We start from the raw sequence: 26,891 nt of genomic DNA on the forward strand, positions 1-26,891 counted from the left end.
CTGTCGGCCCGGGGGCCGGACGAGCTCACCCCCCCTCTCGAACTTTGGCGCTGCACCGGCGGCGCGACATGCCGCCGCCCGCGGGCGGCGAAGGAGTTGGTTCACGTGTCCCAGACGCCCGTGCTGGCGTTGCGCGGGATCTTCAAGCGGTTCGGAGCGGTTCAGGTCCTCTCCGGTGTCGATCTCGAAGTCCACGCAGGAGAAGTCGTCGCGCTCGTCGGCGACAACGGAGCGGGAAAGTCCACGCTGGTCAAGACGATCGCCGGCGTGCACCCGATCGACGAGGGCGTCATCGAGTGGGAGGGCGAGCAGGTGGAGATCCAGCGCCCGCAGGACTCCCAGAACCTCGGTGTCGCGACCGTCTACCAGGACCTCGCGCTCTGCGACAACCTCGACGTCGTCGCCAACCTGTTCCTCGGCCGCGAGATCAAGAAGGGCAGCGTCCTCGACGAGGTCGCCATGGAGAAGCGGGCCAAGGACCTGCTCTCCACGCTCTCCATCCGCATCCCCAGCGTCCGCATCCCCGTCGCCGCCCTCTCCGGCGGCCAGCGGCAGGTCGTCGCCATCGCGCGCGCCCTCGTCGGCAACCCCAAGATCGTGATCCTGGACGAGCCGACCGCCGCCCTCGGCGTCGAGCAGACCGCCCAGGTCCTCGACCTGGTCGAGCGCCTGCGCGAGCAGGGCCTCGGCGTCATCCTCATCAGCCACAACATGGCCGATGTGAAGGCCGTCGCCGACACCGTCGCGGTGCTGCGCCTGGGCCGCAACAACGGCACCTTCCCGGTCGCCACCACCACGCACGAAGAGATCATCGCCGCGATCACCGGTGCCACGGACAACGCCGTGACCCGCCGCCAGGCCCGCAACGCGGAGGTAGCGAAGTGAGCAACACCCCTCCCGCCGCGAGCGAGGAAGCAGCGGTCCCCGAACCCCGCACCCCGGACGCGCAGGCCCCCGGCGAGCAGACCCCGGTGACCGAGACCCCGGCCGCCGCCGCGGTCCCCGCCGTCGACCCCCGCCTCCTCGTGCGCGAGCAGGGCTTCAAGGGCTACGTCGACGAGTTCAAGCGCAAGATCCGCTCCGGTGAGATCGGCTCGCTGCCCGTCGTGGTCGGCCTCGTCGTCATCGGCATCGTCTTCCAGGCCCTCACCGGCAACTTCATCACGTCGTACAACCTCGACCAGATCACGCTGTACGCGGTCGGCCCCGGCATCATGGCCGTCGGCATCGTGTTCGTGCTGCTGCTCGGCGAGATCGACCTCGCCGTCGGCTCCGTCGCGGGCCTGGCCGGCGCGGTGTGGGGCGTCCTCGGCACCGACATGCCGGACGGCCTCGCCATCCTCCTCGGCATCCTCTCCGGCACCCTGCTCGGCGCCTTCCACGGCCTGGTCTTCGCCAAGATCGGCGTGCCCGCCTTCGTCGTCACCCTCGCCGGCTTCCTCGGCTGGGCCGGCCTCCAGACCTGGGTCATGGGCGAGCGGTCCACCATCCCGACGCCGATCGGCAGCTTCGTCGGCGACCTCACCAAGTACTACTTCTCCGACGTCGCCGCCGCCTACGGCCTCGCCGTGGCCGTCGTCGCCGCGTTCTACCTCGCCCAGCTGCGCGACGCCCGCCGCCGCAAGGCCGCGGAGCTGCCGTACCGCCCGCAGAGCGAGATGATCCTGCGCACCGCCGTCCTCGCGGTCCTGGTCCTCGTCGCCGCCTACGGCTTCAACCAGGAGCAGGGCCTCCCGCTGTCGCTGGTGATCTTCCTGGTGATCCTGCTCGTCACCGACTTCGTGCTGCGCCGCACCACCTACGGCCGTCAGGTCTTCGCCGTCGGCGGCGGCATCGAGGCCGCCCGCCGCGCCGGCATCAACGTGGCGTGGATCCGGATCTCGGTGTTCATGATCTCCGGCACGATGGGCGCGATCGGCGGACTGTTCCTCGCGTCCGCGACCGGTGGCGCCGACCGCTCCCTCGGCGGCGGCAACCAGCTGATGATGTGCATCGCCGCCGCGGTCATCGGCGGTACCTCCCTGTTCGGCGGACGCGGCAAGGTCTGGTCGGCGCTCCTCGGCATCCTGGTCATCCAGTCGATCGTCCAGGGCCTCAACCAGATGAACCTGTCCTCGAACGCGATCCAGTACATGATCACCGGAGCGGTCCTGCTCATCGCCGTGATCATCGACTCGGTCTCCCGCAAGACGCAGAAGACGGCGGGACGCGCCTAGGCCTGTCCCTCGCGCGGGACGGACCCCGTCCCGCGCGCGTAACGCTCGCCACACCGCCCGGCGCCGCGAAACCGGCGCCGGGCGCTGCTGCGTCCGGAGCAGTGCACCGCCCGGCACGGGGCCGTACAGATCAGCGGCGTGTAGGCCGTGAGGGTGACGCCTCATCCACCGGCCCGATGCCCACGATCCAAGACGGAACATTAGACTCGACAAATCGGCAAGCTCGACCAGCTCAAACGCAAGGAGGCACGGGTGGCATTGCTGACCCGTATCAGGGGACCGCGAGATCTGGACCGGCTCTCCCCGGAACAGCTGGACCAGCTGGCCGACGAGATCAGGACGTTCCTCGTGGACGCCGTCTCCAAGACCGGCGGGCACCTCGGGCCCAACCTCGGCGTGGTCGAGCTGACCATCGCCCTGCACCGCGTGTTCGACTCCCCGAAGGACAAGGTCCTCTGGGACACCGGCCACCAGAGCTACGTCCACAAGCTGCTCACCGGCCGCCAGGACTTCTCGAAGCTCAAGATGAAGGGCGGCCTCTCCGGCTACCCCTCGCAGGCCGAGTCCGAGCACGACGTCATCGAGAACTCGCACGCCTCCACGGTCCTCGGCTGGGCCGACGGCCTCGCCAAGGCCAACGAGGTCCTGAAGAAGGACGACCACGTCGTCGCCGTCATCGGCGACGGAGCCCTCACCGGCGGCATGGCCTGGGAGGCGCTCAACAACATCGCCGCCGCCAAGGACCGCCCGCTCGTCATCGTCGTCAACGACAACGAGCGCTCCTACGCGCCGACCATCGGCGGCCTCGCCAACCACCTGGCGACCCTGCGCACCACCGACGGCTACGAGCGCTTCCTCGCCCGCGGCAAGGACATCCTGGAGCGCACCCCCGTCGTGGGGAGGCCGCTCTACGAGACCCTGCACGGCGCGAAGAAGGGCCTCAAGGACTTCATCGCCCCCCAGGGCATGTTCGAGGACCTCGGTCTCAAGTACGTCGGCCCGATCGACGGCCACGACATGGAGGCCCTGGAGTCCGCCCTCACGCGCGCCAAGCGCTTCGGCGGCCCCGTGATCGTCCACTGCCTCACCGAGAAGGGCCGCGGCTACCAGCCGGCCCTCCAGGACGAGGCCGACCGCTTCCACGCCGTCGGCAAGATCCACCCCGACACGGGCCTGCCCATCTCCTCCTCCGGCGCCGACTGGACCGGTGTCTTCGCCGAGGAGATGGTCGCGCTCGGCAAGGAGCGCGAGGACATCGTCGCGATCACCGCGGCCATGCTCCAGCCCGTCGGTCTCGACAAGTTCGCCAAGGCCTTCCCCGAGCGGGTCTTCGACGTCGGCATCGCCGAGCAGCACGCCGCGGTGTCCGCGGCCGGTCTCGCCACCGGCGGACTGCACCCCGTCTTCGCGGTGTACGCGACCTTCCTCAACCGCGCCTTCGACCAGGTCCTGATGGACGTGGCCCTGCACAGGTGCGGTGTCACCTTCGTCCTGGACCGGGCCGGCGTCACCGGTACCGACGGCGCCTCGCACAACGGCATGTGGGACATGTCGATCCTCCAGGTCGTCCCCGGCCTGCGGCTCGCCGCCCCGCGCGACGCCGACCAGGTCCGCGCCCAGCTGCGCGAGGCCGTCGAGGTGACCGACGCCCCGACCGTGGTCCGCTTCTCCAAGGGCGCGGTCGGCCCGGCCGTCCCCGCCCTGCGCAGGGTCGGCGGCATGGACGTGCTCCGGGACCCCGGCACCGACAGGCCGGACGTCCTCCTGGTCTCCGTCGGCGCCCTCGCCCCGATGTGCCTGGAGATCGCGACCCTCCTCGACAACCAGGGCATCACCACCACCGTCGTCGACCCCCGTTGGGTCAAGCCGGTCGACGAGGCACTCGCCCCGATGGCCGAGCGTCACCGGGTCGTCGTCACGGTCGAGGACAACAGCCGCGTCGGCGGTGTCGGCTCGGCCGTCGCGCAGGCGCTGCGCGACGCCGGAGTGGACGTACCGCTGCGTGACTTCGGGATCCCGCCGCGCTTCCTCGACCACGCCTCGCGGGCCGAGGTGATGGCCGAGATCGGGCTGACCGCCCCGGACATCGCCCGCCAGGTCACCGGTCTGGTCTCACGGCTCGACGGCCTCCCCCAAGCTCTCGGCTCCGCTCGAGCGGGGGGGACCCCCGACGAGAGCAGCGCGCAGGCCGTGGAGCCCGCCCGCGACTGACGGATCCCGTCACCCGGCGTCACCCTTGGGCCGGTCGGCTTGCTCTTCGGAGTGCCGACCGGCCCATTGCCGTGCATTCTGACCCCAGGGCGGACAGCCGGCAGGGAGGTACGAAGGTGAGTACGGACCAGCAGCCACGGGCGAACTCCGGAATGTTCCGGACCAAGTCGGTCGAACAGTCGATCCGGGACACGGAGGAACCGGAGCACGCGCTACGGAAATCACTCTCCGCGTGGGATCTGACGGTGTTCGGCGTCGGTGTCATCATCGGCACCGGCATCTTCGTCCTGACCGGAAAGGTCGCCAAGGAGAACGCGGGCCCGGCCACCGCCCTCGCGTTCGTCGCGGCGGGCATCGTCTGCGCCCTCGCCGCCCTCTGCTACGCCGAGTTCGCCTCGACGGTGCCGGTGGCCGGATCGGCGTACACCTTCGCGTACGCCTCGATCGGCGAGCTGCCGGCCTGGATCATCGGCTGGGACCTCGTCCTGGAGTTCGCGCTCGGCACGGCGGTGGTCGCCGTCGGCTGGTCGGGGTACGTCCGCTCGCTCATGGACAACATCGGCTGGCACCTACCGGCCTGGCTGGAGGGCCCGGACGCCGCGGGCGGCACCTTCGACATCCTGGCCTTCATCCTCGTCCTGGTGCTGACCGTGGTCCTCGTCCTCGGCATGAAGCTCTCCGCGCGGATCACCGCCGTCGTCGTGGCGATCAAGGTGACCGTGGTCATGATCGTGATCATCGCGGGCCTGTTCTTCATCGTCGGTGACAACTACAAGCCCTTCATCCCGCCGGCGATCACCCCCGAGGGCGGCGGCTCCAACTGGGACTCGCCGCTCGTCCAGCTGCTCTTCGGGTACGAGCCGACCAACTTCGGCGTCATGGGCATCTTCACCGCCGCCTCGGTCGTCTTCTTCGCCTTCATCGGCTTCGACGTCGTCGCGACCGCCGCCGAGGAGACCAAGCTGCCGCAGCGGGACATGCCCCGGGGCATCCTGGGCTCGCTCCTCATCTGCACGGTCCTCTACGTGGCCGTGGCCCTGGTCGTCACCGGCATGCAGCACTACACGGAGCTGTCCGTGAGCGCCCCGCTCGCCGACGCCTTCAAGGCAGCCGGGCATCCCTTCTACGCGGGCGTCATCAGCTTCGGCGCCGCCGTGGGCCTCACCACGGTCTGTCTGATCCTGCTCCTCGGTCAGACCCGGGTGTTCTTCGCGATGAGCCGTGACGGCCTGCTGCCGCGCTTCTTCTCCGTCACGCACCCCAAGTACAAGACCCCTTACCGGCCGACGATCCTGCTCGGTGTGATCATCGCGATCGTCGCCGGCTTCACCAGCATCAACGAGCTGGCGACCCTGGTGAACATCGGCACCCTCTTCGCCTTCGTCCTCGTCGCGTTCGGTGTCATCGTGCTCCGCCGCACCCGCCCGGACCTGCCCCGCGCCTTCCGCACCCCCTGGGTGCCCGCGCTGCCGATCCTCTCCATCGCCGCCTCGCTCTGGCTGATGCTCAACCTGCCCGGCGAGACCTGGTTCCGCTTCGCCGTCTGGATGGCGATCGGCATCGTCGTGTACTTCCTGTACGGACGCGGTCACAGCCGGCTCGGCCGGGAGGGCCCGAACGCCCGGTACTGAGACGGGTGGGCGGTGGCCGCGGAAGGGGCCGTTCGGCAGGACGACTACAGTCGGTTCGTACCCGAACTCCTCACGACGACCGGAGTGCTGGATCCCCCCATGGCGAATCGATCCCAGGTCCCCGCTGCCCGCTCTCACACCTCGACCACCGCCCCTGTACTCCAGGGGCCTTGGCTGACCCGAGGGGAGGAGGGCCGGTTCAGCGCCTACCTGCCCCGGGACGGAGAGGTGGTGCGCTGGACCGAGGGGCCCGACGGAGTCTGGAGCGGGCCGGTGTCGCTCGGCGGCGGCGGGCTCACCCCCCTCCTCGCGGTCGGCCAGGGCGCCGACCGCTACGTCCACCTCGTCGGACTGCGCCCCACCGGCGGCGACGAAGGACACGTCGAGGTGGTCCACACGGTCCAGTTCCAGACGGGCCGCCCCGCCCTGGAATGGCGCGCGATCGGGCACTCCAACGTCAAGGGGCCGTGGACCGGCAACCCCGCCGTCGCCGTCGACGCCCAGGGCCGCGCGTACGTCTTCATGCGCAACGGCGGCGGCGGCCTGAGCGTGCGGGCGCAGAAGGACGCCGGCGGCTGGCACCCCTGGTGGGACCTGCACGGCTCCCGGACCGACCCCTCGCCGGTCGCCGTCACCAACGGCTCGGGCCTCGTCGAGCTGTACAGCGCGCACGCCAAGGGCCTCGCCCGGTACGTCCAGCGCGAGCCCGGGGCCAAGCCGATCCGCGAGGAGGTCGTGCCGGCCCCGGTGACCATGGGCACCCTGGCGGCGACGACCGGCCCGTCCGGTCACGTCACCCTCTACTACCTCGACGAGGACGGCCGGGTCTGCGCCTGGTCGCCGGAGCGCGCCCTGGAGCCCACGCCCCTCGGTGAGGCGGTCGGCACCGGCCGGCTCGCCGTCACCCGCTGTCTCATCGACGGCTTCGACTGCACGGTCCTGGCCCAGCAGTCCACCGACGGCCGGCTCGCCCTCGCCGCCTACCCGAGCGAGCAGGAGGCCGAGGGCATCCGCTGGTCGGAGACGGGGGAGGCGCAGGGCGACCTCGCCCCCGTCCTCACCCGGGGGCTCGACGGGCGTCTCGTCGTGATGGCCCACGTCGGCGGGACCTCGCTGCTCACCACCCGTCAGAAGGCGGCGGCGGACGGACTCCTGCTCGAAGGCTGGCGCTCCCTGGCGTGACCACGGCCCCTGACGGCACGGGAACGGCCCCGGCACCTGGAGAAGGTGCCGGGGCCGTTCCCGTGTACGGGGAGGCGTTACGCGGGGACGCTCGCCACGCCCTGCGCGAGGAACCGCTTGCCGTTGACGCGCTCGGAGACGCCCTCACGGTCCAGGTACGGCGTGATGCCGCCCAGGTGGAAGGGCCAGCCCGCGCCCGTGATGAGGCAGAGGTCGATGTCCTGCGCCTCGGCGACGACACCCTCCTCCAGCATCAGGCCGATCTCCTGCGCGACCGCGTCCAGGACACGGTCGCGGACCTGCTCCTCGGTCAGGACGGAGTCGCCCTGGACGAGGAGGGCGGCGACCTCCGGGTCGAGCTCCGGCTTGAAGCCGTTCTCGGCGTTGTAGACGTAGAAGCCGCGCTTGCCGGCCTCGACCACACGCTTGAGGTTCGGCGAGACGGTGAAGCGGTCCGGGAAGGAGCGGTTCAGGGTCTCGGAGACGTGCAGACCGATCGCCGGGCCGACGAGCTCCAGGAGCACCAGCGGCGACATCGGCAGACCGAGCGGCTCGATGGCCTTCTCGGCCGTCTCGACGGGGGTGCCCTCGTCGATGACGTTCTGGATCTCGCCCATGAAGCGGGTGAGGATGCGGTTCACGACGAACGCCGGGGCGTCCTTGGTGAGGACCGCGGTCTTCTTCAGCTTCTTCGCCACGCCGAAGGCGGTGGCGAGGGAGGCGTCGTCCGTCTTCTCGCCGCGGACGATCTCCAGGAGCGGGAGGATCGCGACCGGGTTGAAGAAGTGGAAGCCGACCACGCGCTCCGGGTGCTGGAGCTTGGAGGCCATCTCCGAGACGGACAGCGAGGAGGTGTTGGTGGCGAGGATCGCGTGCGCCGGGGCGACCGCCTCGACCTCCGCGAACACCTTCTGCTTGACGGACATCTCCTCGAACACGGCCTCGATGATGAAGTCCGCGTCCGCGAAGCCCTCGGCCTTGTCCAGGACGCCGGAGACCAGGCCCTTGAGACGGTTGGCCTTGTCCTGGTTGATCCGGCCCTTGCCGAGCAGCTTCTCGATCTCGGCGTGGACGTAGCCCACGCCCTTGTCGACGCGCTCCTGGTCGATGTCGGTCAGGACGACCGGCACCTCCAGGCGGCGCAGGAAGAGCAGGGCCAGCTGGGAGGCCATCAGACCGGCGCCGACGACACCGACCTTGGTGACCGGGCGGGCGAGGGACTTGTCCGGGGCGCCGGCGGGGCGCTTGCCGCGCTTCTGCACCAGGTTGAAGGCGTAGATGCCGGCACGCAGCTCGCCGCCCATGATCAGGTCCGCGAGGGCCTGGTCCTCGGCGTCGAAGCCCTTCTGCAGGTCGCCGTCCTTGGCGGCCTCGATGATGTCGAGGGCCCGGTAGGCGGCCGGGGCGGCGCCGTGCACCTTGGAGTCGGCGATGGCGCGGCCCTTGGCGACGGCCTGGTCCCAGCCCTCGCCGCGGTCGATCTCGGGGCGTTCGACGGTCACGGAGCCGTTCAGGACGGAGGCCGTCCAGATCAGCGACTGCTCCAGGAAGTCGGCGCCCTCGAACAGGGCGTCGGCGATGCCGAGTTCGAAGACCTGCTTGCCCTTGAGCTGGCGGTTCTGGTTCAGCGAGTTCTCGATGATGACCGAGACGGCCTTCTCCGCGCCGATCAGGTTCGGCAGGATCGCGCAGCCGCCCCAGCCGGGCACCAGACCGAGGAAGACCTCGGGCAGCGAGAAGGCGGGCAGGGCCTTCGACACGGTGCGGTAGGAGCAGTGCAGACCGACCTCGACGCCGCCGCCCATGGCCGCGCCGTTGTAGTACGCGAAGGTCGGCACGGCGAGCGCGGACAGACGCTTGAAGACGTCGTGGCCGCCCTTGCCGATGGCGAGCGCCTCGTCGTGCTTCTTCAGCAGCTCGACGCCCTTGAGGTCGGCGCCGACGGCGAAGATGAACGGCTTGCCGGTGAGGCCGACACCGACGATCTCACCGTTGGCGGCCTCCGCCTCGACCTGGTCGATCGCCGTGTTCAGGTTGGCGAGGGACTGCGGGCCGAAGGTGGTCGGCTTGGTGTGGTCGAAGCCGTTGTCGAGGGTGATCAGCGCGAACCGGCCGGCACCGGCGGGCAGGTCGAAGTGGCGGACGTGGGCGCTGGTGACGACCTCGTCCGGGAAGAGCTCCGCGGCGCCCTTCAGAAGCTCGGCGGTGGTGCTCACTTGCCCTCCCAGTGGGGGTTTTCCCAGATGACCGTGGCGCCCATGCCGAAGCCGACGCACATCGTGTTGAGGCCGTAGCGGACCTGCGGGTTCTCCTCGAACTGGCGGGCCAGCTGCGTCATGAGACGGACGCCGGAGGAGGCGAGCGGGTGACCGTAGGCGATGGCGCCGCCGTACTGGTTGACGCGGGCGTCGTCGTCGGCGATGCCGTAGTGCTCCAGGAAGGCGAGGACCTGGACCGCGAAGGCCTCGTTGACCTCGAAGAGGTCGATGTCCTCGATGGAGAGACCGGCCTTGGCCAGCGCCTTCTCCGTCGCGGGGATCGGGCCGTAGCCCATGACCTCGGGCTCGACGCCGGCGAAGGCGTACGAGACGAGGCGCATCTTGACGGGGAGGTCGTTCTCCCGCGCGAAGTCCTCGGAGGCGATGATCGAGGCGGTGGCGCCGTCGTTGAGACCGGCCGCGTTGCCGGCGGTCACGTTGCCGTGGACGCGGAACGGCGTCTTCAGGCCGGCCAGCGACTCCAGGGTGGTGCCCGGACGCATCGGCTCGTCGGCGGTGACCAGGCCCCAGCCGGTCTCACCGGTGGAGGCGTCGGTGCGGCGCACCGAGATCGGCACCAGGTCCTGCTGGATCTTGCCGTCGGCGTACGCCTTGGCGGCCTTCTCCTGCGAGCGCACGGCGTACTCGTCGGCGCGCCGCTTGGTGATGCTGGGGTAGCGGTCGTGCAGGTTCTCGGCGGTCATGCCCATGAACAGGGCGGACTCGTCGACCAGCTTCTCGCTCACGAACCGCGGGTTCGGGTCGACGCCCTCGCCCATGGGGTGGCGGCCCATGTGCTCGACGCCACCGGCGATGACGGCGTCGTAGGCACCGAAGGCGATGGAGCCGGCGACGCTCGTCACGGCGGTCAGCGCACCGGCGCACATGCGGTCGATGGAGTAGCCCGGCACCGACTGCGGCAGCCCGGCGAGGATGCCCGCCGTACGGCCGAGGGTCAGGCCCTGGTCACCGATCTGCGTGGTCGCGGCGATGGCGACCTCGTCGATCCGCGCCGGGTCGAGGCCCGGGTTGCGGCGCAGCAGCTCCCGGATGGCCTTGACGACGAGGTCGTCGGCGCGGGTCTCGTGGTAGATGCCCTTCGGGCCCGCCTTGCCGAACGGGGTGCGGACGCCGTCGACGAAGACGACGTCCCTGACGGTACGAGGCACGATGGCTCTCCTCCAGGGTGCGGGATGGCACTGCTGCGAGCACACGCCTAAGCGTGCGCTTGCTTCCCCCATGCTACTTGTGGGTAACCAGGCTGCCCAGCCCCTGGGGGCCAAGCGGCGAAGGTCACATCCCGAGGATGCCACCGGACCGACCGCACGCCCCCCGCGCACGCCCGACCGTTCGAACGGTCCCGCCCTCCGATGGCCCAGGGCGGCGGCCGCGTCACGGGGTCGGCTCGCACGGGCGGCCGCAGTCTGGCCGGGCCGGGGCGCGAGGTCCCGGCGCCCCGCGCACAGAAGGGATCCCCGTGCCCATCGTCACCACCGATCACCAGGTCACCCATACCTCCACGGTTCCGGCGAACAAGGACGAGATCGTCGAGCTCTTCGTACGGGAGCGGAACGGCACGCCTCCGGGACAGCCGCGCAAGCCGGTCCTGATGCTCCACGGCCGGAGCGTCCCGGTGCTCCCGGGCTTCGACCTCCAGTACAAGTCGTACAGCTGGGCCGAGGACCTGGCGAAGGCCGGCTACGACGTCTTCCTGATGGACCTCCAGGGCTCGGGACTCTCGCCGCGCCCCAAGATGGACGACCCCCGCAACGTCAACCCCGCCCAGCAGCACCTGCTGAACCCGAGGCCGCCGGGATTCGTGCCGGGCCCGCCGAGCTACCCGTACCAGCTGACCAACTCGGACAGCGACCGCGACGAGCTGAACACCGTCGTGGAGTTCGTCCTGAACGAGTGCGGGACGGCGAAACTCGCCTTCGTCGGCTGGTCCGCGGCCGCCTTCCACATGGGGCCGTACGCGATCGACAACCCCGGCAGGGTCGAGAGCCTGTTCCTGCTGGCCCCGATCTTCCCGGCCAACGGCTCTTCCACCCCGCCGTCCCCGCTGCCGCAGCCGGGCTTTCCGACCTTCGTCGGTGGCAAGACGGGGTTCGTCAGGGGCATGGACAACGAGACGCACTGCGTGGACCAGCGCGAACCCGGCATCACGGACGTGGCCTGGGACGCGATCATGGCGTGTGACCCGATCGGCAGCGCCTGGGGGCCGCCCACCGGGTTCAACAGGATCAGGAACTTCGTCCGGTGGGGATGGAACAAGACCACGGCGTCCCAGGGCGGAGTGCTCGGCGGAAGCGTGCCGGTGCTCATCGTGTACGGGGACAGCGACACCCAGGTGAACACCTCGCCGCCCAACCCCGACCCGGAACTCAACTTCTCGGTCCCCGAGCTCTACGACGCCGTCGCGGGCCCCCACAAGCTCATGGTCAGGCTGGCCTGCGCGGGGCACTCGGTGGTGTGGGAGGCGCAGCACAAGAACGTGCACCTCCTCTCGAAGCACTGGCTGAAGCACCTCAAGGTCGACGGCAAGACCCAGGGCGTCTTCGACATGGACACCGACGGCATCCTCAGCCCGGTCTCGTAGGACGACGAAGCCCCCGGCGCCGTCGGGGGCGCCGGGGGGCCTGTTCGGGCGGCGTCACGCCGTCGCCGTCAGCGCCTCCACGAGGAGGGGGGTCACCAGCTCGACCTGCCACTGCCGGGCGCCGTGGTTCGTCAGGGCCTCGGACACGCCCTCGGGGCCCGACGGGGACGGCGGCTCCCAGCAGACCCGGCGCACGGTGTCCGGGGTGATCAGGTTCTCCTGCGGGAGGTTCAGCTCCTCCGCGAGCGCCGAGACCGCCGCGCGCGCCGCCGAGAGGCGGGCCGCCGCGGCCGGGTCCTTGTCCGCCCAGGCGCGCGGCGGGGGCGGGCCCGCGATCTGCTGGCCGGGCTGCGGCAGCTCGCTCTCGGGCAGCGCCCTGGCCCGGTCCACCGCGGCCTGCCACTGCTCCAGCTGACGGCGGCCCGTCCGGTGACCGAACCCGGGCAGTGCCGAGAGCGCGGCCAGGTTCACCGGCACCGCGAGCGCCGCCTCCACGATCGCCGCGTCGCTCAGCACCTTGCCGGGGGAGACGTCCCGCCGCTGGGCGACCGCGTCACGGGCCGTCCACAGCTCCCTCACGACCGCCATCTGACGCCGGCGGCGCACCTTGTGCATGCCGGAGGTCCGTCGCCACGGGTCCTTGCGGGGCGGGGCGGGCGGGGCCGCGGCGATGGCGTCGAACTCCTGGTGCGCCCAGTCCAGCTTGCCCTGCCGGTCGAGCTCCTTCTCCAGCGCGTCCCGCAGGTCGACGAGGAGCTCCACGTCGAGCGCCGCGTACCGCAGCCAGGGCTCGGGCAGCGGACGGGTGGACCAGTCCACGGCGGAGTGGCCCTTCTCCAGGGCGTAGCCGAGGACGGACTCGACCATCGCGCCGAGGCCGACGCGGGGGAAGCCGGCGAGCCGCCCGGCCAGCTCCGTGTCGAACAGCGAGGTCGGGAGCATGCCTATGTCGCGCAGGCAGGGGAGGTCCTGGGTCGCCGCGTGCAGGATCCACTCGGTCCCGGCGAGCGCGTTGCCGAGGCCCGACAGGTCGGGGCAGCCCACGGGGTCGATGAGCGCCGTGCCCGCGCCCTCGCGACGGAGCTGGACGAGGTAGGCGCGTTGGCCGTAGCGGTAGCCGGAGGCGCGCTCGGCGTCCACGGCGACGGGGCCGCGGCCGGCCGCGAAGGCGGCGATCACCTCGGCGAGGGCGTCCTCGGTCTCGACGACGGGCGGAACTCCCTCGCGGGGCTCCAGCAACGGGATCGGAAGCCCATTCGCAGGGACGTCGTCGTCCGGGGGGCCGCCCCCGGTGGTGCGCAGTGCTGTGTCTGCTGCGGTCTCTTGGGCGTCGGTCACCTGTCAAGGGTATCGGTGAACGGCAAGCGCCCGCCGACGGAACGTTCCGTCGACAGGCGCGGGCCCGATGTCCACCGTTCTGTCAGTGGATGATCCCCGTCCGCAGGGCCACCGCGACCATGCCGGCGCGGTCGCCGGTGCCCAGCTTGCGGGCGATGCGGGCGAGGTGGCTCTTCACCGTGAGGGCCGAGAGGCCCATGGAGACGCCGATCGCCTTGTTCGACTGGCCCTCCGCGACGAGCCGGAGCACCTCGACCTCCCGGCCGGAGAGCTCGCGGTAGCCGCCCGGGTGGCTCGGGGTACCCGGGGGGCGGCGGTGGCCGAGACGGGCGGCCGCGGCGCCGATGGGGGCGGCGCCGGGCCGGGTGGGGTGCCCGATGTTGTTCCGGGTCCCGGTGACGACATAGCCCTTCACGCCGCCCGCCAGGGCGTTGCGCACGGCGCCGATGTCATCGGCGGCCGAGAGGGCGAGGCCGTTGGGCCAGCCCGCGGCGCGGGTCTCGGACAGCAGTGTCAGGCCGCTGCCGTCGGGCAGATGGACGTCGGCAACGCAGATGTCGCGCGGGTTGCCGACGCGGGGACGTGCCTCCGCGATGGACGAAGCCTCGATCACGTCACGTACTCCGAGGGCCCACAGGTGGCGGGTCACGGTGGAACGGACACGCGGATCGGCTACGACGACCATGGCCGTCGGCTTGTTCGGGCGGTAGGCGACCAGGCTTGCGGGCTGCTCGAGGAGAACGGACACCAGGCCTCCTGGGGGAAGGATGCGGGACGGGGGCCGGCTCGGGGAAGAGGCCGGGGGCGAACCCGTGCTGTGAAGGGGTCTCTCACTCCTTCGGCAGCCGAGCCGCCCGCCTTTAGGGAAAGATCACGATTTGGTGAGTAACAATTAGGGCAATTCGGACGCTTGATCGATCATCCTACGAGCGGACCCCGCCCCGTCACCCCCACGAGGGAGCGCCGGGACGCCGCCGTTCACCCCCCTAGGGCTGCTGCGGGCCCCGCCGCTGTGGCAACGAGACGACCCCCGCGCCCGACACCGTCCCCGCCGCCCCGGGTTCCGCCGGCGCCGGGGGGAGCCCCGCGATCTGGCAGAGGAGATCGCACCAGGCCGCCAGGTGCGCTCCCGTGTCCGGCACGCCTCCCGGACCCTCGTGCGGCGTCCAGGACGCCCGGATCTCGATCTGGGTCGCCGGCCTGCGCTCCGCGAGCCCGCCGAAGTAGTGCGAGCCCGCCATCGTGACGGTCCCGCTGGCCTCCCCGTACGCGAGGCCCCGGGCGTCCATCGCCCCGGTCAGCCAGGACCAGCACACCTCGGGCAGCAGCGGATCCGCGGCCATCTCCGGCTCCAGCTCCGCCCGGACGAGCGTCACCAGGCGGAACGTTCCCTTCCAGGCCTCGTGCCCGGCCGGATCGTGCAGCAGGACGAGCCGCCCGTCCGCCAGATCCTCCTCGCCGTCCACCACGGCCGCCTCCACCGCGTACGCGTGCGGCGCGAGGCGCTGCGGCGGCCTCGTCGGATCGACCTCGACCTCCGGCCGCAGCCGCGCCGAGCGCAAGGCCTCCACCGCCCGCCGGAACGCCGGTGGCACCGCGTTCGCCTCCGTACTGTCCGCCGTTTCGCCCGTCCCTCGATCGCCGTCGGAATGATCGGAAAAATGTCCCTGCGCCGCAGCCATGCCGGGAAGAGTAGGCGGAACGGGGCCTCCGTGCAGGGAGGGACACCCGGCCCGGACGAGCGGCTTCCCGCCACATGCGAAGATTCTGGGCGTGAGTGCCAACGACAGCCCGCAGGGCCAGCAGACGAAGCAGCAGTCGCGGACGCACGACTCCGCGTTCCTCAAGGCATGCCGGCGTGAGCCCGTGCCGCACACCCCCGTCTGGTTCATGCGGCAGGCCGGGCGCTCGCTCCCCGAGTACCTGAAGGTGCGCGAGGGCATCCCCATGCTCGAGTCGTGCATGCGGCCCGAGCTGGTCACCGAGATCACCCTCCAGCCGGTCCGCCGCCACAAGGTCGACGCCGCCATCTACTTCAGCGACATCGTCGTCCCCCTCAAGGCCATCGGCATCGACCTCGACATCAAGCCCGGCGTGGGCCCCGTCGTCGCCGACCCCATCCGCACCCGCGCCGACCTCGCCCGGCTGCGCGACCTGACCCCCGAGGACGTCCACTACGTCACCGAGGCCATCGGGATGCTCACCGAGGAACTGGGCGAGACCCCGCTCATCGGCTTCGCCGGCGCGCCCTTCACCCTCGCGAGCTACCTCGTCGAGGGCGGCCCCTCGCGCAACCACGAGCACACCAAGGCGCTCATGTACGGCGACCCGCAGCTCTGGGCCGACCTCCTCGACCGCCTCGCCGAGATCACCTCGGCCTTCCTCAAGGTCCAGATCGAGGCCGGCGCCTCCGCCGTCCAGCTCTTCGACTCCTGGGTCGGCGCCCTCGCCCCGGCCGACTACCGCCGCTCCGTGATGCCGGCCTCCGTGAAGGTCTTCGACGCGGTCGCCGGATACGGCGTCCCCCGCATCCACTTCGGCGTCGGTACGGGCGAACTGCTCGGCCTCATGGGCGAGGCCGGCGCGGACGTCGTCGGCGTCGACTGGCGCGTCCCGCTCGACGAGGCCGCCCGCCGCGTCGGCCCCGGCAAGGCGCTCCAGGGCAACCTGGACCCCGCCGTGCTCTTCGCCTCCCGCGAGGTCGTGGAGGCCAAGACCGACGAGGTCCTCGCCGCGGCGAAGGACCTGGAGGGCCATGTCTTCAACCTGGGCCACGGCGTCATGCCGTCCATGGACCCCGACGCGCTGAGCCGCCTCGTCGAGTACGTCCACACCCGGACCGCCGTCTGACGGTCGCCCCCGCACAGCCGACGCCTCCGCCCCACCGGGCGGAGGCGTCGTCGTCTCAGCCCGCCGCGCGGACCGCCGCCGCAGCCTTGCGGGCCGCGACCAGGACCGGGTCCCACACCGGCGAGAACGGCGGCGCGTACCCGAGGTCCAGCGCCGTCATCGCCTCCACCGTCATCCGCGCCGTCAGCGCCACGGCCGCGATGTCCACCCGCTTCGCCGCGCCCTCCCGGCCCACGATCTGCACCCCGAGCAGCCGCCCCGTGCGCCGCTCCGCCAGCATCTTCACCGTCATCGGCGCGGCCCCCGGGTAGTACCCCGCCCGGCTCGTCGACTCCACCGTCACCGACACGTACCGCAGCCCCATCGCACGGGCGTCCTTCTCCCGCAGGCCCGTCCGGCCGATCTCCAGGTCGCACACCTTCGACACCGCCGTGCCGACGACGCCGGGGAAGGTCGCGTAGTCGCCGCCCACGTTCGCGCCGATGACCTGACCGTGCTTGTTCGCGTGCGTCCCGAGCGGCACGTACCGCTCCCTGCCTGAGACCAGGTCGAGGACCTCCACGCAGTCACCGCCCGCCCAGATGTTCTCCTGCCCCCGCACCCGCATCGCCGGATCGGTGAGGAGCCCCCCGTGCGACCCGAGCGGCAGCCCCGCCGCCCTCGCCAGGGACGTCTCCGGCTCCACCCCCATCCCGAGGACCACCACGTCCGCCGGGTACTCGGCCTCGTCCGTCGCCACCGCCCGGACCCGGCGTCCCCCGAGCTCTCGGCTGCGTTCGAGCAGGGAGGTGCCCCCATCATCCGTCAGGATCTTCGTGACCTCCGCCGAGGCGACCGTCGTGATCCCCAGACCGTCCATCGCCCGGTGCACCAGACGGCCCATGTCCGGATCCAGGGTCGCCATCGGCTGCTCGCCCCGGTTCAGGACCGTCACCTCGTAGCCCCGGCCGAGCAGCGCCTCCGCCATCTCCACGCCGATGTACCCCGCGCCGACCACGACCGCCCGCCGCCCGGGCGCCCGCTCCAGCGAGTCGAGCAACGCCTGCCCGTCGCCCAGGGTCTGCACCCCGTGCACCCCCGGCGCGTCGATCCCCGGCAGCCGCGGCCGCTTCGGCCGGGCCCCCGTCGCGATCACCAGCTTGTCGAAACCCGTCCACGCCTCCGTACCCGCTTCGAGATCACGGGTACGGACCCGCTGACCGGCCACGTCGACCTCGGTGACCTCCGTCCGCATCCGCAGGTCGATGGCACGCTCCCGGTGCTCCTCGGGAGAGCGCGCGATCAACTCGTCGCGGGTGGCGACGTCACCCCCCACCCAGTACGGGATGCCACACGCCGAGTACGAGGAGAAACGACCGCGCTCGAAGGCGACGATCTCCAGCTCCCCGGCCCCCTTGAGCCTGCGCGCCTGCGACGCGGCGGACATCCCCGCCGCGTCCCCACCGATGACAACCAATCGTTCGCTCATGGGAGGAAACTACTTCTCGGGGGTCCCCGCGGGTTCGGGAGCCGTCGGCGCCCCCGCCGCGTTGCGCGGCACCTCCCGCTCCGTGGGGGAGTCCTGGGGCTTCCGGGCCGTGCGACGGGGGCGGATCAGACGGTGCCACAGGGCGAAGGCGATCAGGCCGACCGCGAGCCACGGGGCCAGGGCGGCCAGGACGAGACCGATCCAGGTGGCCGCGCCGACCAGGGCGTTCCAGCCGCCGCCGAGGGCGTCCCCGAAGCCCGGACGGCCCTCGTCGGGCGCCGCGGGCGCCGGCTTCTCCTTCTCCGTCAGCTGGAGGGAGATCGTCGCCAGGGACGTGCGGTCCTTCAGCGAGGACTGCTGGGCCAGCAGCGACTCCAGGTCCGCCTGGCGGCGGCTCAGTTCGCCCTCCAGGGTCACCACGTCCGCGAGCCTCTCCGCGCGCTGCATCAGCGCCCGTACCCGCGCCACGCTCGCGCGCTGGGTGGCGATCCGGCTCTCCACGTCCACCACCTGCTCGGTGACGTCCTTGGCGTCCGCCTTGCGGCCGAGGAGCTTCCCGGTGCCCGCGAGCTCGGTGAGCACCGCGTCGTACCGCTCCTGCGGCACCCGCAGCACGATGTGCGAGGTGACGTGGGTGTCGTCGACGCGTTCCGTCGACTCGTTCTCGACCCGCCCGCCCGCCGCCGCCGCCACCCGGCGGGCCGTGGCCACCGCCTTCGTCGCGTCCGCGACCTGCACCGAGAGCGAGGCGGTACGGATGACGTGCTGCTGGGCGGCGGCCTTGGACGGCGCCGCCGCCTGTCCGCTGCCCGAGGCGGCGTCGGCGGCCCCCCGGCCGGAGGCGTCGGCCGCACTGCCCTCGGCCCCGTCGGCGGGCTGCGCCGCGCCCAGGTCCCGCTTGGCGTCCGAGCTCATCCCGGTGTCGTCGGCTCCGCAGCCGGTCACGACCAGTACGGCCGTCAGCAGGGCGGCGGCCGCCGCCACCCGTGTCCTCGCCGTCGTACGTGCGCTGCGCATCGTGTCCCCCCAGGGTGTGGTGAAGTGCTGCCACTTCGACGCCTCTTCGACGTACGAGCCCCCGGAACGGGTTGCCCTCCCGCGGTAGCGATGCGGTCACGGTCCGGCCTCGGAACGGGAGCGGCGGGCGATTTGAGAGAGTGGTCCCATGAACGCGGACACCACGGGACCCCATGTCGTCGTCGCCGGAGGCGGTATCGCCGGGCTGGCGGCCGCCCACCGGCTGGCCGTCGCCGGCCACCGGGTGACGCTTCTCGAAGCGGGACCCCGGCTCGGCGGCAAGCTCCTCGCCGGGGAGATCGCGGGAGCGCCCGTGGACCTCGGCGCCGAGTCGCTGCTCGCCCGCCGCCCCGAGGCCGTCGCCCTCGCCAGGGCGGTCGGCCTCGGCGACCGGCTCCAGGCCCCCGCCACCACCACCGCGTCCGTCTGGTCGCGGGGCGCGCTCGTCCCCATGCCCAAGGGCCACGTCATGGGCGTCCCCGGCGACGCCCGCGCGGTCGGCGGGCTCCTCTCCGAGGAGGGCGTACGCCGGATCGGCCGCGACGCCGAGCTGCCCCCGACCGAGATCGGCGAGGACATCGCCATCGGCGCGTACGTCGCCGACCGCATGGGCCACGAGGTCGTCGACCGGCTCGTGGAACCCCTCCTCGGCGGGGTGTACGCCGGTGACGCCTACCGCATCTCGATGCGGGCCGCCGTCCCCGCCCTCTTCGACGCCGCCCGCGCCCACCCCACCCTCACCGCCGCCGTCCGCGCCGTCCAGCAGGCCGGAGCCGCCGTCCCCGCCGACGCGGCGGGCGCCGCCACCGGCCTCGGCGGCTCCGTCTTCCTCGGTGTCGACGGGGGTGTCGGCACCCTGCCCGGCGCGGTCGCCGCCGCGATCCGCGCCGCGGGCGGCGAGATCCTCACCGACGCCCCCGTGACCGGACTGCGCCGCACCGGCCGCACCGGCTGGCAGGTCGTGACCGGCGACCGGGTCCTCGACGCGGACGCCGTCGTCCTCGCCACCCCCGCCGGGCCCGCCGCCGCGCTCCTCGCCCCCCACGCCCCCGCGGCGGCCGCCGAACTCGACGCCGTCGCGTACGCCTCCATGGCCCTGGTCACCCTCGCCTTCCGCCGCACCGACATGCCCGCCCTGGCCGGCTCCGGTTTCCTCGTGCCGCCCGTCGACGGCCACACGATCAAGGCCTCCACCTTCTCCTCGCAGAAGTGGCGCTGGGTCACCGACGGCGCCCCCGACCTGTTCGTGCTGCGCACCTCCGTCGGCCGGCACGGCGAGGAGGAGCAGGTCCACCGCGAGGACGCCGACCTCGTCGCCGCCTCCCTGAAGGACCTCGCCGCCGCCACCGGTCTCGCCGCCCGCCCCGTCGCCACCACGGTCACCCGCTGGCCCGGCGGCCTGCCCCAGTACCCGGTCGGCCACCTCGCCCGCGTCGTCCGGGTCCGCGAAGCCGTCGCCGCGCTCCCCGGGCTGCGGGTCGCGGGCGCCGCGTACGACGGTGTCGGCATCCCCGCCTGCGTCGTCTCGGCCCACCGCGCCGCCGACGAGATCGCGGACGAGATCATCGCCACGTCGAAAAGGACCGACCCCGGTGCGGGGCACTCCCGGTGACGGGCGAGAATAGGCGTATGAGTGCGCCCGAAAAGATCCCGAACGCCGGTAAGAAGGCGAAGGACCTCAACGAGGTCATCCGCTACACCCTGTGGTCCGTCTTCAAGCTGCGCGACGTCCTGCCCGAGGACCGCGGCGGTTACGCCGACGAGGTCCAGGAGCTGTTCGACCAGCTCGCGGCCAAGGACATCACCGTCCGCGGCACGTACGACCTGTCCGGTCTGCGCGCCGACGCCGACGTCATGATCTGGTGGCACGCCGAGACGAGCGACGAGCTCCAGGAGGCGTACAACCTCTTCCGCCGCACCCGCCTTGGCCGCGCCCTCGACCCGGTCTGGTCGAACATGGCGCTGCACCGCCCCGCCGAGTTCAACAAGTCGCACATCCCGGCCTTCCTGGCCGACGAGAACCCCCGCGACTACGTCTCGGTCTACCCCTTCGTGCGCTCCTACGACTGGTACCTGCTGCCGGACGAGGACCGCCGCAGGATGCTCGCCGACCACGGCAAGATGGCCCGTGGCTTCCCGGACGTCCGCGCCAACACCGTCGCCTCCTTCTCGCTGGGCGACTACGAGTGGCTCCTCGCCTTCGAGGCCGACGAGCTGCACCGCATCGTGGACCTCATGCGTCACCTGCGCGCCTCCGAGGCGCGGATGCACGTCCGCGAGGAGGTCCCGTTCTACACCGGTCGCCGCAAGAGCGTCGCCGACCTGGTGGCGGGCCTGGCCTGACGGCCGTACGAACATGGTGGCGGCCCGGCTCCCGGCCGGGTGCGTCACCCCTCGACCCGGAAGATCAGACGGCAGGCGGGAATCTCGCCTGCGGGTCCAGCGACACCGGGTCCGGCACCGGGTGCGGCGCGCGTCACGCGCGCCGCACCGGCGTCATCTCATGAGCTGCTGGAACTGGAGCACGAGCTTCCGCCGGAACTCGAGCTGGAGCACGAACTCCCGCTGGAGCCGGAGCACGAGCTGCCGCCGCCTCCGCCTCCGCCGCCCCCGCAGCCGGAGCCCCCTCCGGAACAGGAACCCGAGGAACACGACCCGGAGCCACCGGAGCCACCGCCTCCGCCGCAGGAGCTGTTCCCCGCGCACCACAGGGCCACCGCTCCGGAGGCGTCCGCCGCACCCCAGTCCGCGACGAACTGCGGCGAAGGACGCCTGCCGCGCCTGACCGGTCCGTAGAACCGGGCGGCGGCCAGGATCTGCTCCCGCAACACCGGGTCCGGCAGAGCCCGCAGGCCGTGCAGGGCCACGAGATGCCCGGCGTCCGTGAGGTGCCCGTACGCCCGCCCGTACGCGAAGAGCGCGTTCCGCCCGGCCGAGGTGACCTGCCGGCCGGACACCGCCCCGCAGACGAGGGCCGTGAGCCCGCAGGCCAGCAGCGCCGGCAGGACCGAGAAGACGAACGGCACCGACAATCCCGGCGTCACCGCGAAGCCCACCGCCGTCAGGACGACCGACACCGGGACCAGCACGAAGACCGACAGACCGAGCCCGGCACACCACCAGGCCGTGGTACGCCGGGTCGCCGGAGGGACGACGAGCCCGCGCGCCGCGAGCGCGTCGCCGACCTCCTGCACCGCCGGGTGCCGCATCACGGCGAGCCGCAGGTGGTGCAGCGCGCCGTGCGGGGCGGCGGCGTGCGCCTGGAACACGGCGCGCTCCACCGGGTCGTGCGCGACGGGCCGGACGACGGCCACGATCCCCGGGCCGCCGACCGCCAGCCGGCCGTCCGCCTGGAGCGCGGCGAGCGCCGTGTCGACGACCCTGGCCGGCCCGCCGGTGAGGAAGGCGACCTCGTACCGGTCGTGGACGGGCCCGCCGGGACCGCGCCGCGTCCGCACGACCCGGGTGACGACCAGGGTGATGCCGACGGCACCGAAGAGGTAGTAGAGGGCGGTCAGGACGTTCATGGGCACCTCACCTTCCGACCAGTGCGTGACGGGCGGCCCGTACGAGCCGGGTGGCGCGGCCCGGCGGGCGGCTGCCGGAACGGTCCTCCCACCACCGGGTCAGCCTCTGCCGCGCCGCCGGATCCTCCGGCCGGCCGGCCACCAGCAGGTGTGCGGCGAAGTCCAGCGCGTCCCGGCGGTAGCCGCCGGTCATGGGGCGGGACCTGGCGTAGCCGAGGAACGCCCGCCGGAAGTCCGTGCCCAGGATCTCCGGCAGCTCCGGCGCGACCTTCGCGACCACCCCCGCCCGCTTCGCCGCGAGCGCCCGGCTCTGCACGCCGAGCCGCCGACTGTCGAAACCCTCGGGCACGGGCGTGCCCGCGACCAGCGCCGAGAGGAGGGAGGCCTGGGCGAGGCCGAGCCGCTGGCGCGCGCCACCGCTGTCGCCGTCGCGCGAGGCGGGCGCGGCCGGCATCGGGCCTCCCGAGACCCGGGCCTCGGCACCGATGAGGAGCGCCGTACCGGCTGCGGGCCCACGTTCCGCAGGGGCGGGACGAGGGAGCACAGCCCGGCCGCGCGGAGCCCCTCCGCCGGAAGCGGCATCCCGTCGCGGCGCCGCATCCGTCAGCGTCTCCCGTATCCGGCCCAGTTCCCCCGCCAGCTCCGCCGCGGGCGGGAAGTCGTCGTCCCGTTCCAGCAGGATGCCCGGCGGCGACACCCGGGACGCGAGGTCCGCCAGGACGTCCAACACCGCCTCCGGCACGGGATGCGCGTGGGTGTCGTGCCAGACGCCGTCCCGCTCGACACCCCCCGCCACGTGCACGTACGCGATCGCCTCGACCGGCAGTTCCGACAGGGCCCGCGCCGGGTCCTCGCCCCGGTTGACGTGGTTGGTGTGCAGGTTGGCGACGTCGACGAGGAGCCGTACCCCCGTGCGCTCCACCAGCTCCGCGAGGAACCGTCCCTCCGACATCTCCTCGCCCGGCCAGGCGAGGAGCGCCGCGATGTTCTCCAGGGCGAGCGGCACGGGCAGCGCGTCCTGGGCGATCCGCACGTTCTCGACGAGCACGTCGAGGGCGTCCCGGGTCCGGGGCACCGGTAGCAGGTGGCCCGCTTCGAGCCGCGGCGTCGCCGTGAGCGGCCCCCCGGCCCGGACGAACGCGATGTGTTCCGTGACCAGCGGTGCCCCGAGCGCCACCGCCTTCTCCCCGAGCGCCGCGAGCCGCGCCGGGTCGGGCCGGTCCGCGCCCCCGAGCCCCAGCGACACGCCGTGCGGCACGACCGTCACACCGCGCTCGCGCAGCCGCGTCAGGGATGCGGGCAGATGGCCGGCGCAGATGTTCTCCGCGACGACCTCCACCCAGTCGACGCCGGACAGTCCCTCCACCGCCTCAGCGATCTCGGGACGCCAGCCGATGCCGATGCCGAGTTCCGTCATGTCCCCCTCCTTCGGTCCCCAGTCACCCACGTGATGGCCCTCGCGGGAACGTTCGAACCCCGGGAGGGGGACGTTCAGAGCTTCATTTGAGGTTCGCCGGCGGCGCTCACGCCCGGGGGAGACGCAGACGGGGAGCGAAACGGTCGCTGCCCTCGGACACGACCGTCTCTCCCGGCGCGATCTCGGTGAACCCGGCGTCCCGCACGGTGGGCAGACCGCTCGCCGCGAGCGCGGCCCAGCGTCCGGGCGCCGCCGTCCGCACCGCGAGCGGGAAACCGGCCTCCTGCCACTCCTTCCGCTCCGCGTCCGTCATCGCCCACCACAGCAGCTGCGCCCCGTGCCCGGTCTGCGCCATCGTCTTGCCCGCCGACATGTCGAGCCCGGGGTTGATCCAGAGCACCACGGCACCCTCCGGTACGGGACCGGGCGCGGCCGGGTCGTCGAGTTCGGTGCCCGAGACCTGGAGTTTGGCCAGTTCCTTGGGCCAGCCGTCGAGCGGAACCGGCGGGAAGACCCGTACCTCCGCCTCCTCGCCCGCGACCGTGATCCCCGGCAGCGCCTCCGCCTGCCGCCACTCCGCGCCGCGCGCCCGGCGCACCACCTTGCGGATCCTGGCGTCCTGCCAGTCGGTCATGGCCGGGGCCCACTCCCCGTCACCGAGGGAACGGGCGTCGGTGAGGATCTCCATGACGGCGCGCGCGGCCGTCTCCAGGGCGTCGGTACGGGCCGGGGGCGCGTCCCGCTCCATCCGGACGACCAGGGGGAGGACGAACTGGGGCTTCTCATCGCGGAGATCGGTGTCGTTGCTGCTCACCCGGCAAGTCTGCCATCGCGGTGACGAGCCGTTCTTGTGGGAGTCGTCCCTTCCGGGCCAGGATGCCCCCATGAAGAGCGATCTTTTCGCCGGTGAGCACCTCGCCGAGGCCGCCGGCTTCCCGGGCATGACCCTGCAGAACGCCAAATCCGTCAAGTACACGGTCAACGGCGAGATGCACGCTCGTCAGGGGTCGATGATCGCCTTCCGCGGCGACCTCCAGTTCGAGCGCAAGGGGCAGGGCATCGGAGGTCTGCTCAAGCGCGCCGTCACCGGCGAGGGCCTGGCGCTGATGGCCGTGCGCGGCCAGGGCGAGGCCTGGTTCGCGCACGAGGCGCAGAACTGCTTCATCGTCGAGATCGAGCAGGGCGACGCGTTCTCGGTCAACGGCCGCAACGTGCTCTGCTTCGACGCGACCCTCCGCTACGAGATCAAGACGGTGAAGGGCGCCGGTATGACCGGCGGCGGCCTCTTCAACTCCGTCTTCACCGGTCACGGCAAGGTCGCCCTGATCTGCGAGGGCACCCCCATCGTCATCCCCGTCACCCCGCAGGCACCCGTCTTCGTCGACACGGACGCCGTCGTCGGCTGGAGCGAGCAGCTGAGCACCTCGCTGCACCGCTCGCAGTCGCTGGGCTCGATGATGCGCGGCGGCTCGGGCGAGGCGGTGCAGCTGAAGCTGGAGGGCCAGGGTTTCGTGGTCGTCCGTCCCAGCGAGGCCACCCCGCAGAAGAACTCGGGCGGTTGAGGCTGGAGGGGGTCGGGCGCCGGCACGGCCTCCGGGGGCCGTGGGTCCTGCGTGACGTCGGTCTCGACCTGCCCGCGGCGACGCTCGTGCGGGTCGTCGGCGCCAACGGCACCGGCAAGTCCACCCTGCTCCGGCTCGTCGCCGGTGTCGACGCGCCGAGCGAGGGCCGGGTCACGGGCCGTCCGGCCCGTACCGCGTACGTCCCCGAACGCTTCCCGGTCGCCCTGCCGTTCACGGCCGTCGACTACCTCGTCCACCTGGGGCGCGTCCAGGGCCTCGGCAGGGCGGCGGCGCGGGCCCGGGCGGGGGAGTGGCTGGAACGCCTCGGGGCCGCCGAGCACGCCCGTACGGACATGGCGCGGCTCTCCAAGGGCAGCAGCCAGAAGGTCGCCGTGGCGCAGGCGTTCGTCGCCGATCCGGCCCTCCTCGTCCTCGACGAGGCCTGGACGGGCCTCGACACGCGCGCGCGTGCGGAGCTGGACGCGGCCGTCCGGGAACGCCGGGCGGCGGGCGCGACGGTCGTCTTCGTCGACCACGACCCCCGACGACTCGCGGACGAGGCGGACGCGGTGTACGAGGTGGGGGCGGGGCGAGCCCGGGAGCGAACCGCCGCGCCCGGACGTGGGACGGTCGGGCCCGGACGCGAAGCGGTCGCGCCGGGGTACGGGACGGCCACCCCCGCCGACCGAGACTCACCCGACCCCGACCCCGACCCCGACCCCGACCCCGACCCGCACTCGCCCGACCCCGACCCGCCCGCGCCCGCCTCCCTCGTCACGATCGTCGTCTCCGGGGGGCGGCGCCCGTTGCCCGCGTGGCTGCCCGGCGATCCCGTCGTCGCTCCGGGGCCCGACGGCATCACCACCGTCCTGACCGTGGGCGCCGCCCACTCCGACGCCCTGCTGGGGGCGCTCCTCGCGGCGTCCTGGCACGTCCATCACCTCACCACCGAGGGCGTACGGGTATGACGGCGCTCCTGCGCTACCAGACGGGCCTGCTGCTCCGCTCGCAGCGCTGGCTCGCCCCGCTCCTCCTGTACGCGGCCTTCGTCGGGGTCGGCGTCAACCCGGGCGAGCCGGTGCTCGGGGCCCTCGGCTTCGCGGCGGCGGCTCTCCTTCCGGTGACCGCCTGGTCCGTCCGGATCTGTCTGACGCAGGAGCCGCCCGCCGCGAGGAGCGTCGTCGCGGCCGCGGCCGGCCGGGACCGCGCCCATCTCGCGGCACTCGTGACCGGGACCGCCCTGCCCGTGCTCATCGGCGCGGTCGCCGTGCTCGCGGTGACCGCGCTCTGCGACCGGCGCGGCGTCACGGCGCCGGCCGCCGCGAGCACCGGCCTCGTCGCGGCCGTGGCCTGCGCCCTGACGGGCGCCGCCGTCGGCGCGCTGACCTCCAGGCCCTTCCTCCGCGCCGCCGGCTGGTCGCTCGCGGCCCTGGCCCTGGGCTCGCTGCTGGCCCTGGTGACCACCGGGTCGCCGGCGAAGCACGCGGTGACGGCCCTGATCACGGGCTCCCGCACGGCGGCGGCGGAGCCTCCGTGGCTCGCCTGCGCCGGTGCCGTGCTCCTGGCCGGCGTGGTGGCGGCCTTCGCCTGCCGGGCCACGGCACGTCTGGAGTGA

22 protein-coding genes are annotated in these 26,891 nt (G+C 72.6%); 12 read left to right on the plus strand and 10 right to left on the minus strand.

The features are described 5' to 3' along the window. Positions 1-105: 105 nt before the first annotated feature. The 5 genes from ACFWV2_RS02460 (at position 106) to ACFWV2_RS02480 (ending at position 7,240) form a co-directional block, all read left to right on the plus strand. The gene (locus tag ACFWV2_RS02460; protein ID WP_384400484.1) at positions 106-885 is read left to right on the plus strand and encodes an ATP-binding cassette domain-containing protein; all 780 of its coding nucleotides are present in this window, start codon (positions 106-108) and stop codon (positions 883-885) included. After that, positions 882-2,216, plus strand: a complete 1,335-nt coding sequence (locus ACFWV2_RS02465; RefSeq protein WP_384400487.1) for a sugar ABC transporter permease — start codon at positions 882-884, stop codon at positions 2,214-2,216. The genes ACFWV2_RS02460 and ACFWV2_RS02465 overlap by 4 nt, the downstream gene beginning before the upstream one ends. A gap of 252 nt (positions 2,217-2,468) precedes the next feature. Further along, positions 2,469-4,427 (plus strand): 1-deoxy-D-xylulose-5-phosphate synthase, encoded by a 1,959-nt coding sequence (gene dxs / locus ACFWV2_RS02470; RefSeq protein ID WP_384400489.1) that lies wholly within the window; start codon positions 2,469-2,471, stop codon positions 4,425-4,427. A gap of 152 nt (positions 4,428-4,579) precedes the next feature. Beyond that, entirely contained in the window at positions 4,580-6,058 is a 1,479-nt protein-coding gene (locus ACFWV2_RS02475) for an amino acid permease (protein ID WP_384401435.1), read from the plus strand. A 99-nt stretch (positions 6,059-6,157) separates the two neighbouring features. After that, on the plus strand, positions 6,158-7,240 hold the full coding sequence (locus ACFWV2_RS02480; protein WP_384400492.1) for a hypothetical protein: 1,083 nt from the start codon (positions 6,158-6,160) through the stop codon (positions 7,238-7,240). A 77-nt stretch (positions 7,241-7,317) separates the two neighbouring features. Here ACFWV2_RS02480 and ACFWV2_RS02485 read toward each other — a convergent pair whose 3' ends face one another. Beyond that, positions 7,318-9,456, minus strand: coding sequence for a 3-hydroxyacyl-CoA dehydrogenase NAD-binding domain-containing protein (locus ACFWV2_RS02485; protein WP_360789546.1), 2,139 nt, complete (start codon positions 9,454-9,456; stop codon positions 7,318-7,320). Further along, positions 9,453-10,667 (minus strand): acetyl-CoA C-acyltransferase, encoded by a 1,215-nt coding sequence (locus tag ACFWV2_RS02490; RefSeq protein ID WP_360789549.1) that lies wholly within the window; start codon positions 10,665-10,667, stop codon positions 9,453-9,455. Before ACFWV2_RS02490 ends, ACFWV2_RS02485 begins: the two co-directional genes overlap by 4 nt. A gap of 308 nt (positions 10,668-10,975) precedes the next feature. Between ACFWV2_RS02490 and ACFWV2_RS02495 the strand changes: the two genes are divergently transcribed. Beyond that, positions 10,976-12,097 (plus strand): alpha/beta fold hydrolase, encoded by a 1,122-nt coding sequence (locus ACFWV2_RS02495; RefSeq protein WP_384400496.1) that lies wholly within the window; start codon positions 10,976-10,978, stop codon positions 12,095-12,097. Between the two features lie 54 nt (positions 12,098-12,151). Here ACFWV2_RS02495 and ACFWV2_RS02500 read toward each other — a convergent pair whose 3' ends face one another. The 3 genes from ACFWV2_RS02500 to ACFWV2_RS02510 form a co-directional block, all read right to left on the minus strand. Beyond that, positions 12,152-13,435 (minus strand): HRDC domain-containing protein, encoded by a 1,284-nt coding sequence (locus tag ACFWV2_RS02500; protein WP_384400500.1) that lies wholly within the window; start codon positions 13,433-13,435, stop codon positions 12,152-12,154. Between the two features lie 82 nt (positions 13,436-13,517). Further along, entirely contained in the window at positions 13,518-14,183 is a 666-nt protein-coding gene (locus ACFWV2_RS02505; RefSeq protein WP_360789555.1) for a response regulator transcription factor, read from the minus strand. A 238-nt stretch (positions 14,184-14,421) separates the two neighbouring features. Further along, positions 14,422-15,117: a DUF3000 domain-containing protein gene (locus tag ACFWV2_RS02510; RefSeq protein ID WP_384400503.1), complete on the minus strand. Its 696-nt coding sequence runs from the start codon at positions 15,115-15,117 to the stop codon at positions 14,422-14,424. Between the two features lie 91 nt (positions 15,118-15,208). On the opposite strand from ACFWV2_RS02510, the gene hemE reads away from it, so the two are divergent. After that, the gene (gene hemE / locus ACFWV2_RS02515; RefSeq protein ID WP_360789561.1) at positions 15,209-16,285 is read left to right on the plus strand and encodes a uroporphyrinogen decarboxylase; all 1,077 of its coding nucleotides are present in this window, start codon (positions 15,209-15,211) and stop codon (positions 16,283-16,285) included. 55 nt (positions 16,286-16,340) lie between these two features. Here the strand turns inward: hemE and ACFWV2_RS02520 are convergent, their stop codons facing one another. Both ACFWV2_RS02520 and ACFWV2_RS02525 read right to left on the minus strand, forming a co-directional pair. Next, complete coding sequence (locus ACFWV2_RS02520; protein ID WP_384400506.1) at positions 16,341-17,753, minus strand: FAD-dependent oxidoreductase; 1,413 nt, start codon at positions 17,751-17,753, stop codon at positions 16,341-16,343. 9 nt (positions 17,754-17,762) lie between these two features. After that, complete coding sequence (locus tag ACFWV2_RS02525; RefSeq protein ID WP_384400508.1) at positions 17,763-18,770, minus strand: DUF4349 domain-containing protein; 1,008 nt, start codon at positions 18,768-18,770, stop codon at positions 17,763-17,765. Positions 18,771-18,918: 148 nt separating this feature from the next. On the opposite strand from ACFWV2_RS02525, the gene hemG reads away from it, so the two are divergent. Continuing rightward, positions 18,919-20,382: a protoporphyrinogen oxidase gene (gene hemG / locus ACFWV2_RS02530; RefSeq protein WP_384400511.1), complete on the plus strand. Its 1,464-nt coding sequence runs from the start codon at positions 18,919-18,921 to the stop codon at positions 20,380-20,382. A gap of 17 nt (positions 20,383-20,399) precedes the next feature. Further along, positions 20,400-21,113, plus strand: a complete 714-nt coding sequence (gene hemQ, locus ACFWV2_RS02535; protein WP_384400514.1) for a hydrogen peroxide-dependent heme synthase — start codon at positions 20,400-20,402, stop codon at positions 21,111-21,113. A gap of 158 nt (positions 21,114-21,271) precedes the next feature. On the opposite strand, the gene ACFWV2_RS02540 is transcribed toward hemQ, so the two are convergent. The 3 genes from ACFWV2_RS02540 to ACFWV2_RS02550 all read right to left on the minus strand — a co-directional run bounded on the left by ACFWV2_RS02540 (position 21,272) and on the right by ACFWV2_RS02550 (position 24,528). Then, on the minus strand, positions 21,272-22,297 hold the full coding sequence (locus ACFWV2_RS02540; protein WP_384400517.1) for a TIGR04222 domain-containing membrane protein: 1,026 nt from the start codon (positions 22,295-22,297) through the stop codon (positions 21,272-21,274). A 7-nt stretch (positions 22,298-22,304) separates the two neighbouring features. Next, the gene (locus ACFWV2_RS02545; protein ID WP_384400519.1) at positions 22,305-23,714 is read right to left on the minus strand and encodes a DUF692 family multinuclear iron-containing protein; all 1,410 of its coding nucleotides are present in this window, start codon (positions 23,712-23,714) and stop codon (positions 22,305-22,307) included. A 106-nt stretch (positions 23,715-23,820) separates the two neighbouring features. Next, positions 23,821-24,528, minus strand: a complete 708-nt coding sequence (locus tag ACFWV2_RS02550; RefSeq protein ID WP_384400522.1) for a peptidyl-tRNA hydrolase — start codon at positions 24,526-24,528, stop codon at positions 23,821-23,823. 70 nt (positions 24,529-24,598) lie between these two features. Between ACFWV2_RS02550 and ACFWV2_RS02555 the strand changes: the two genes are divergently transcribed. The 3 genes from ACFWV2_RS02555 to ACFWV2_RS02565 are packed head-to-tail and all read left to right on the plus strand — an operon-like array spanning position 24,599 to position 26,891. Continuing rightward, positions 24,599-25,276: an AIM24 family protein gene (locus tag ACFWV2_RS02555; protein ID WP_384400525.1), complete on the plus strand. Its 678-nt coding sequence runs from the start codon at positions 24,599-24,601 to the stop codon at positions 25,274-25,276. Further along, a complete protein-coding gene (locus tag ACFWV2_RS02560) occupies positions 25,273-26,244 on the plus strand; it encodes an ATP-binding cassette domain-containing protein (RefSeq protein WP_384400528.1) in 972 nt (323 codons plus the stop codon). Before ACFWV2_RS02555 ends, ACFWV2_RS02560 begins: the two co-directional genes overlap by 4 nt. Next, positions 26,241-26,891 (plus strand): ABC transporter, encoded by a 651-nt coding sequence (locus ACFWV2_RS02565; protein ID WP_384400531.1) that lies wholly within the window; start codon positions 26,241-26,243, stop codon positions 26,889-26,891. The genes ACFWV2_RS02560 and ACFWV2_RS02565 overlap by 4 nt, the downstream gene beginning before the upstream one ends.

Source organism: Streptomyces sp. NPDC058671, from assembly GCF_042716475.1.
Taxonomy (GTDB): domain Bacteria; phylum Actinomycetota; class Actinomycetes; order Streptomycetales; family Streptomycetaceae; genus Streptomyces.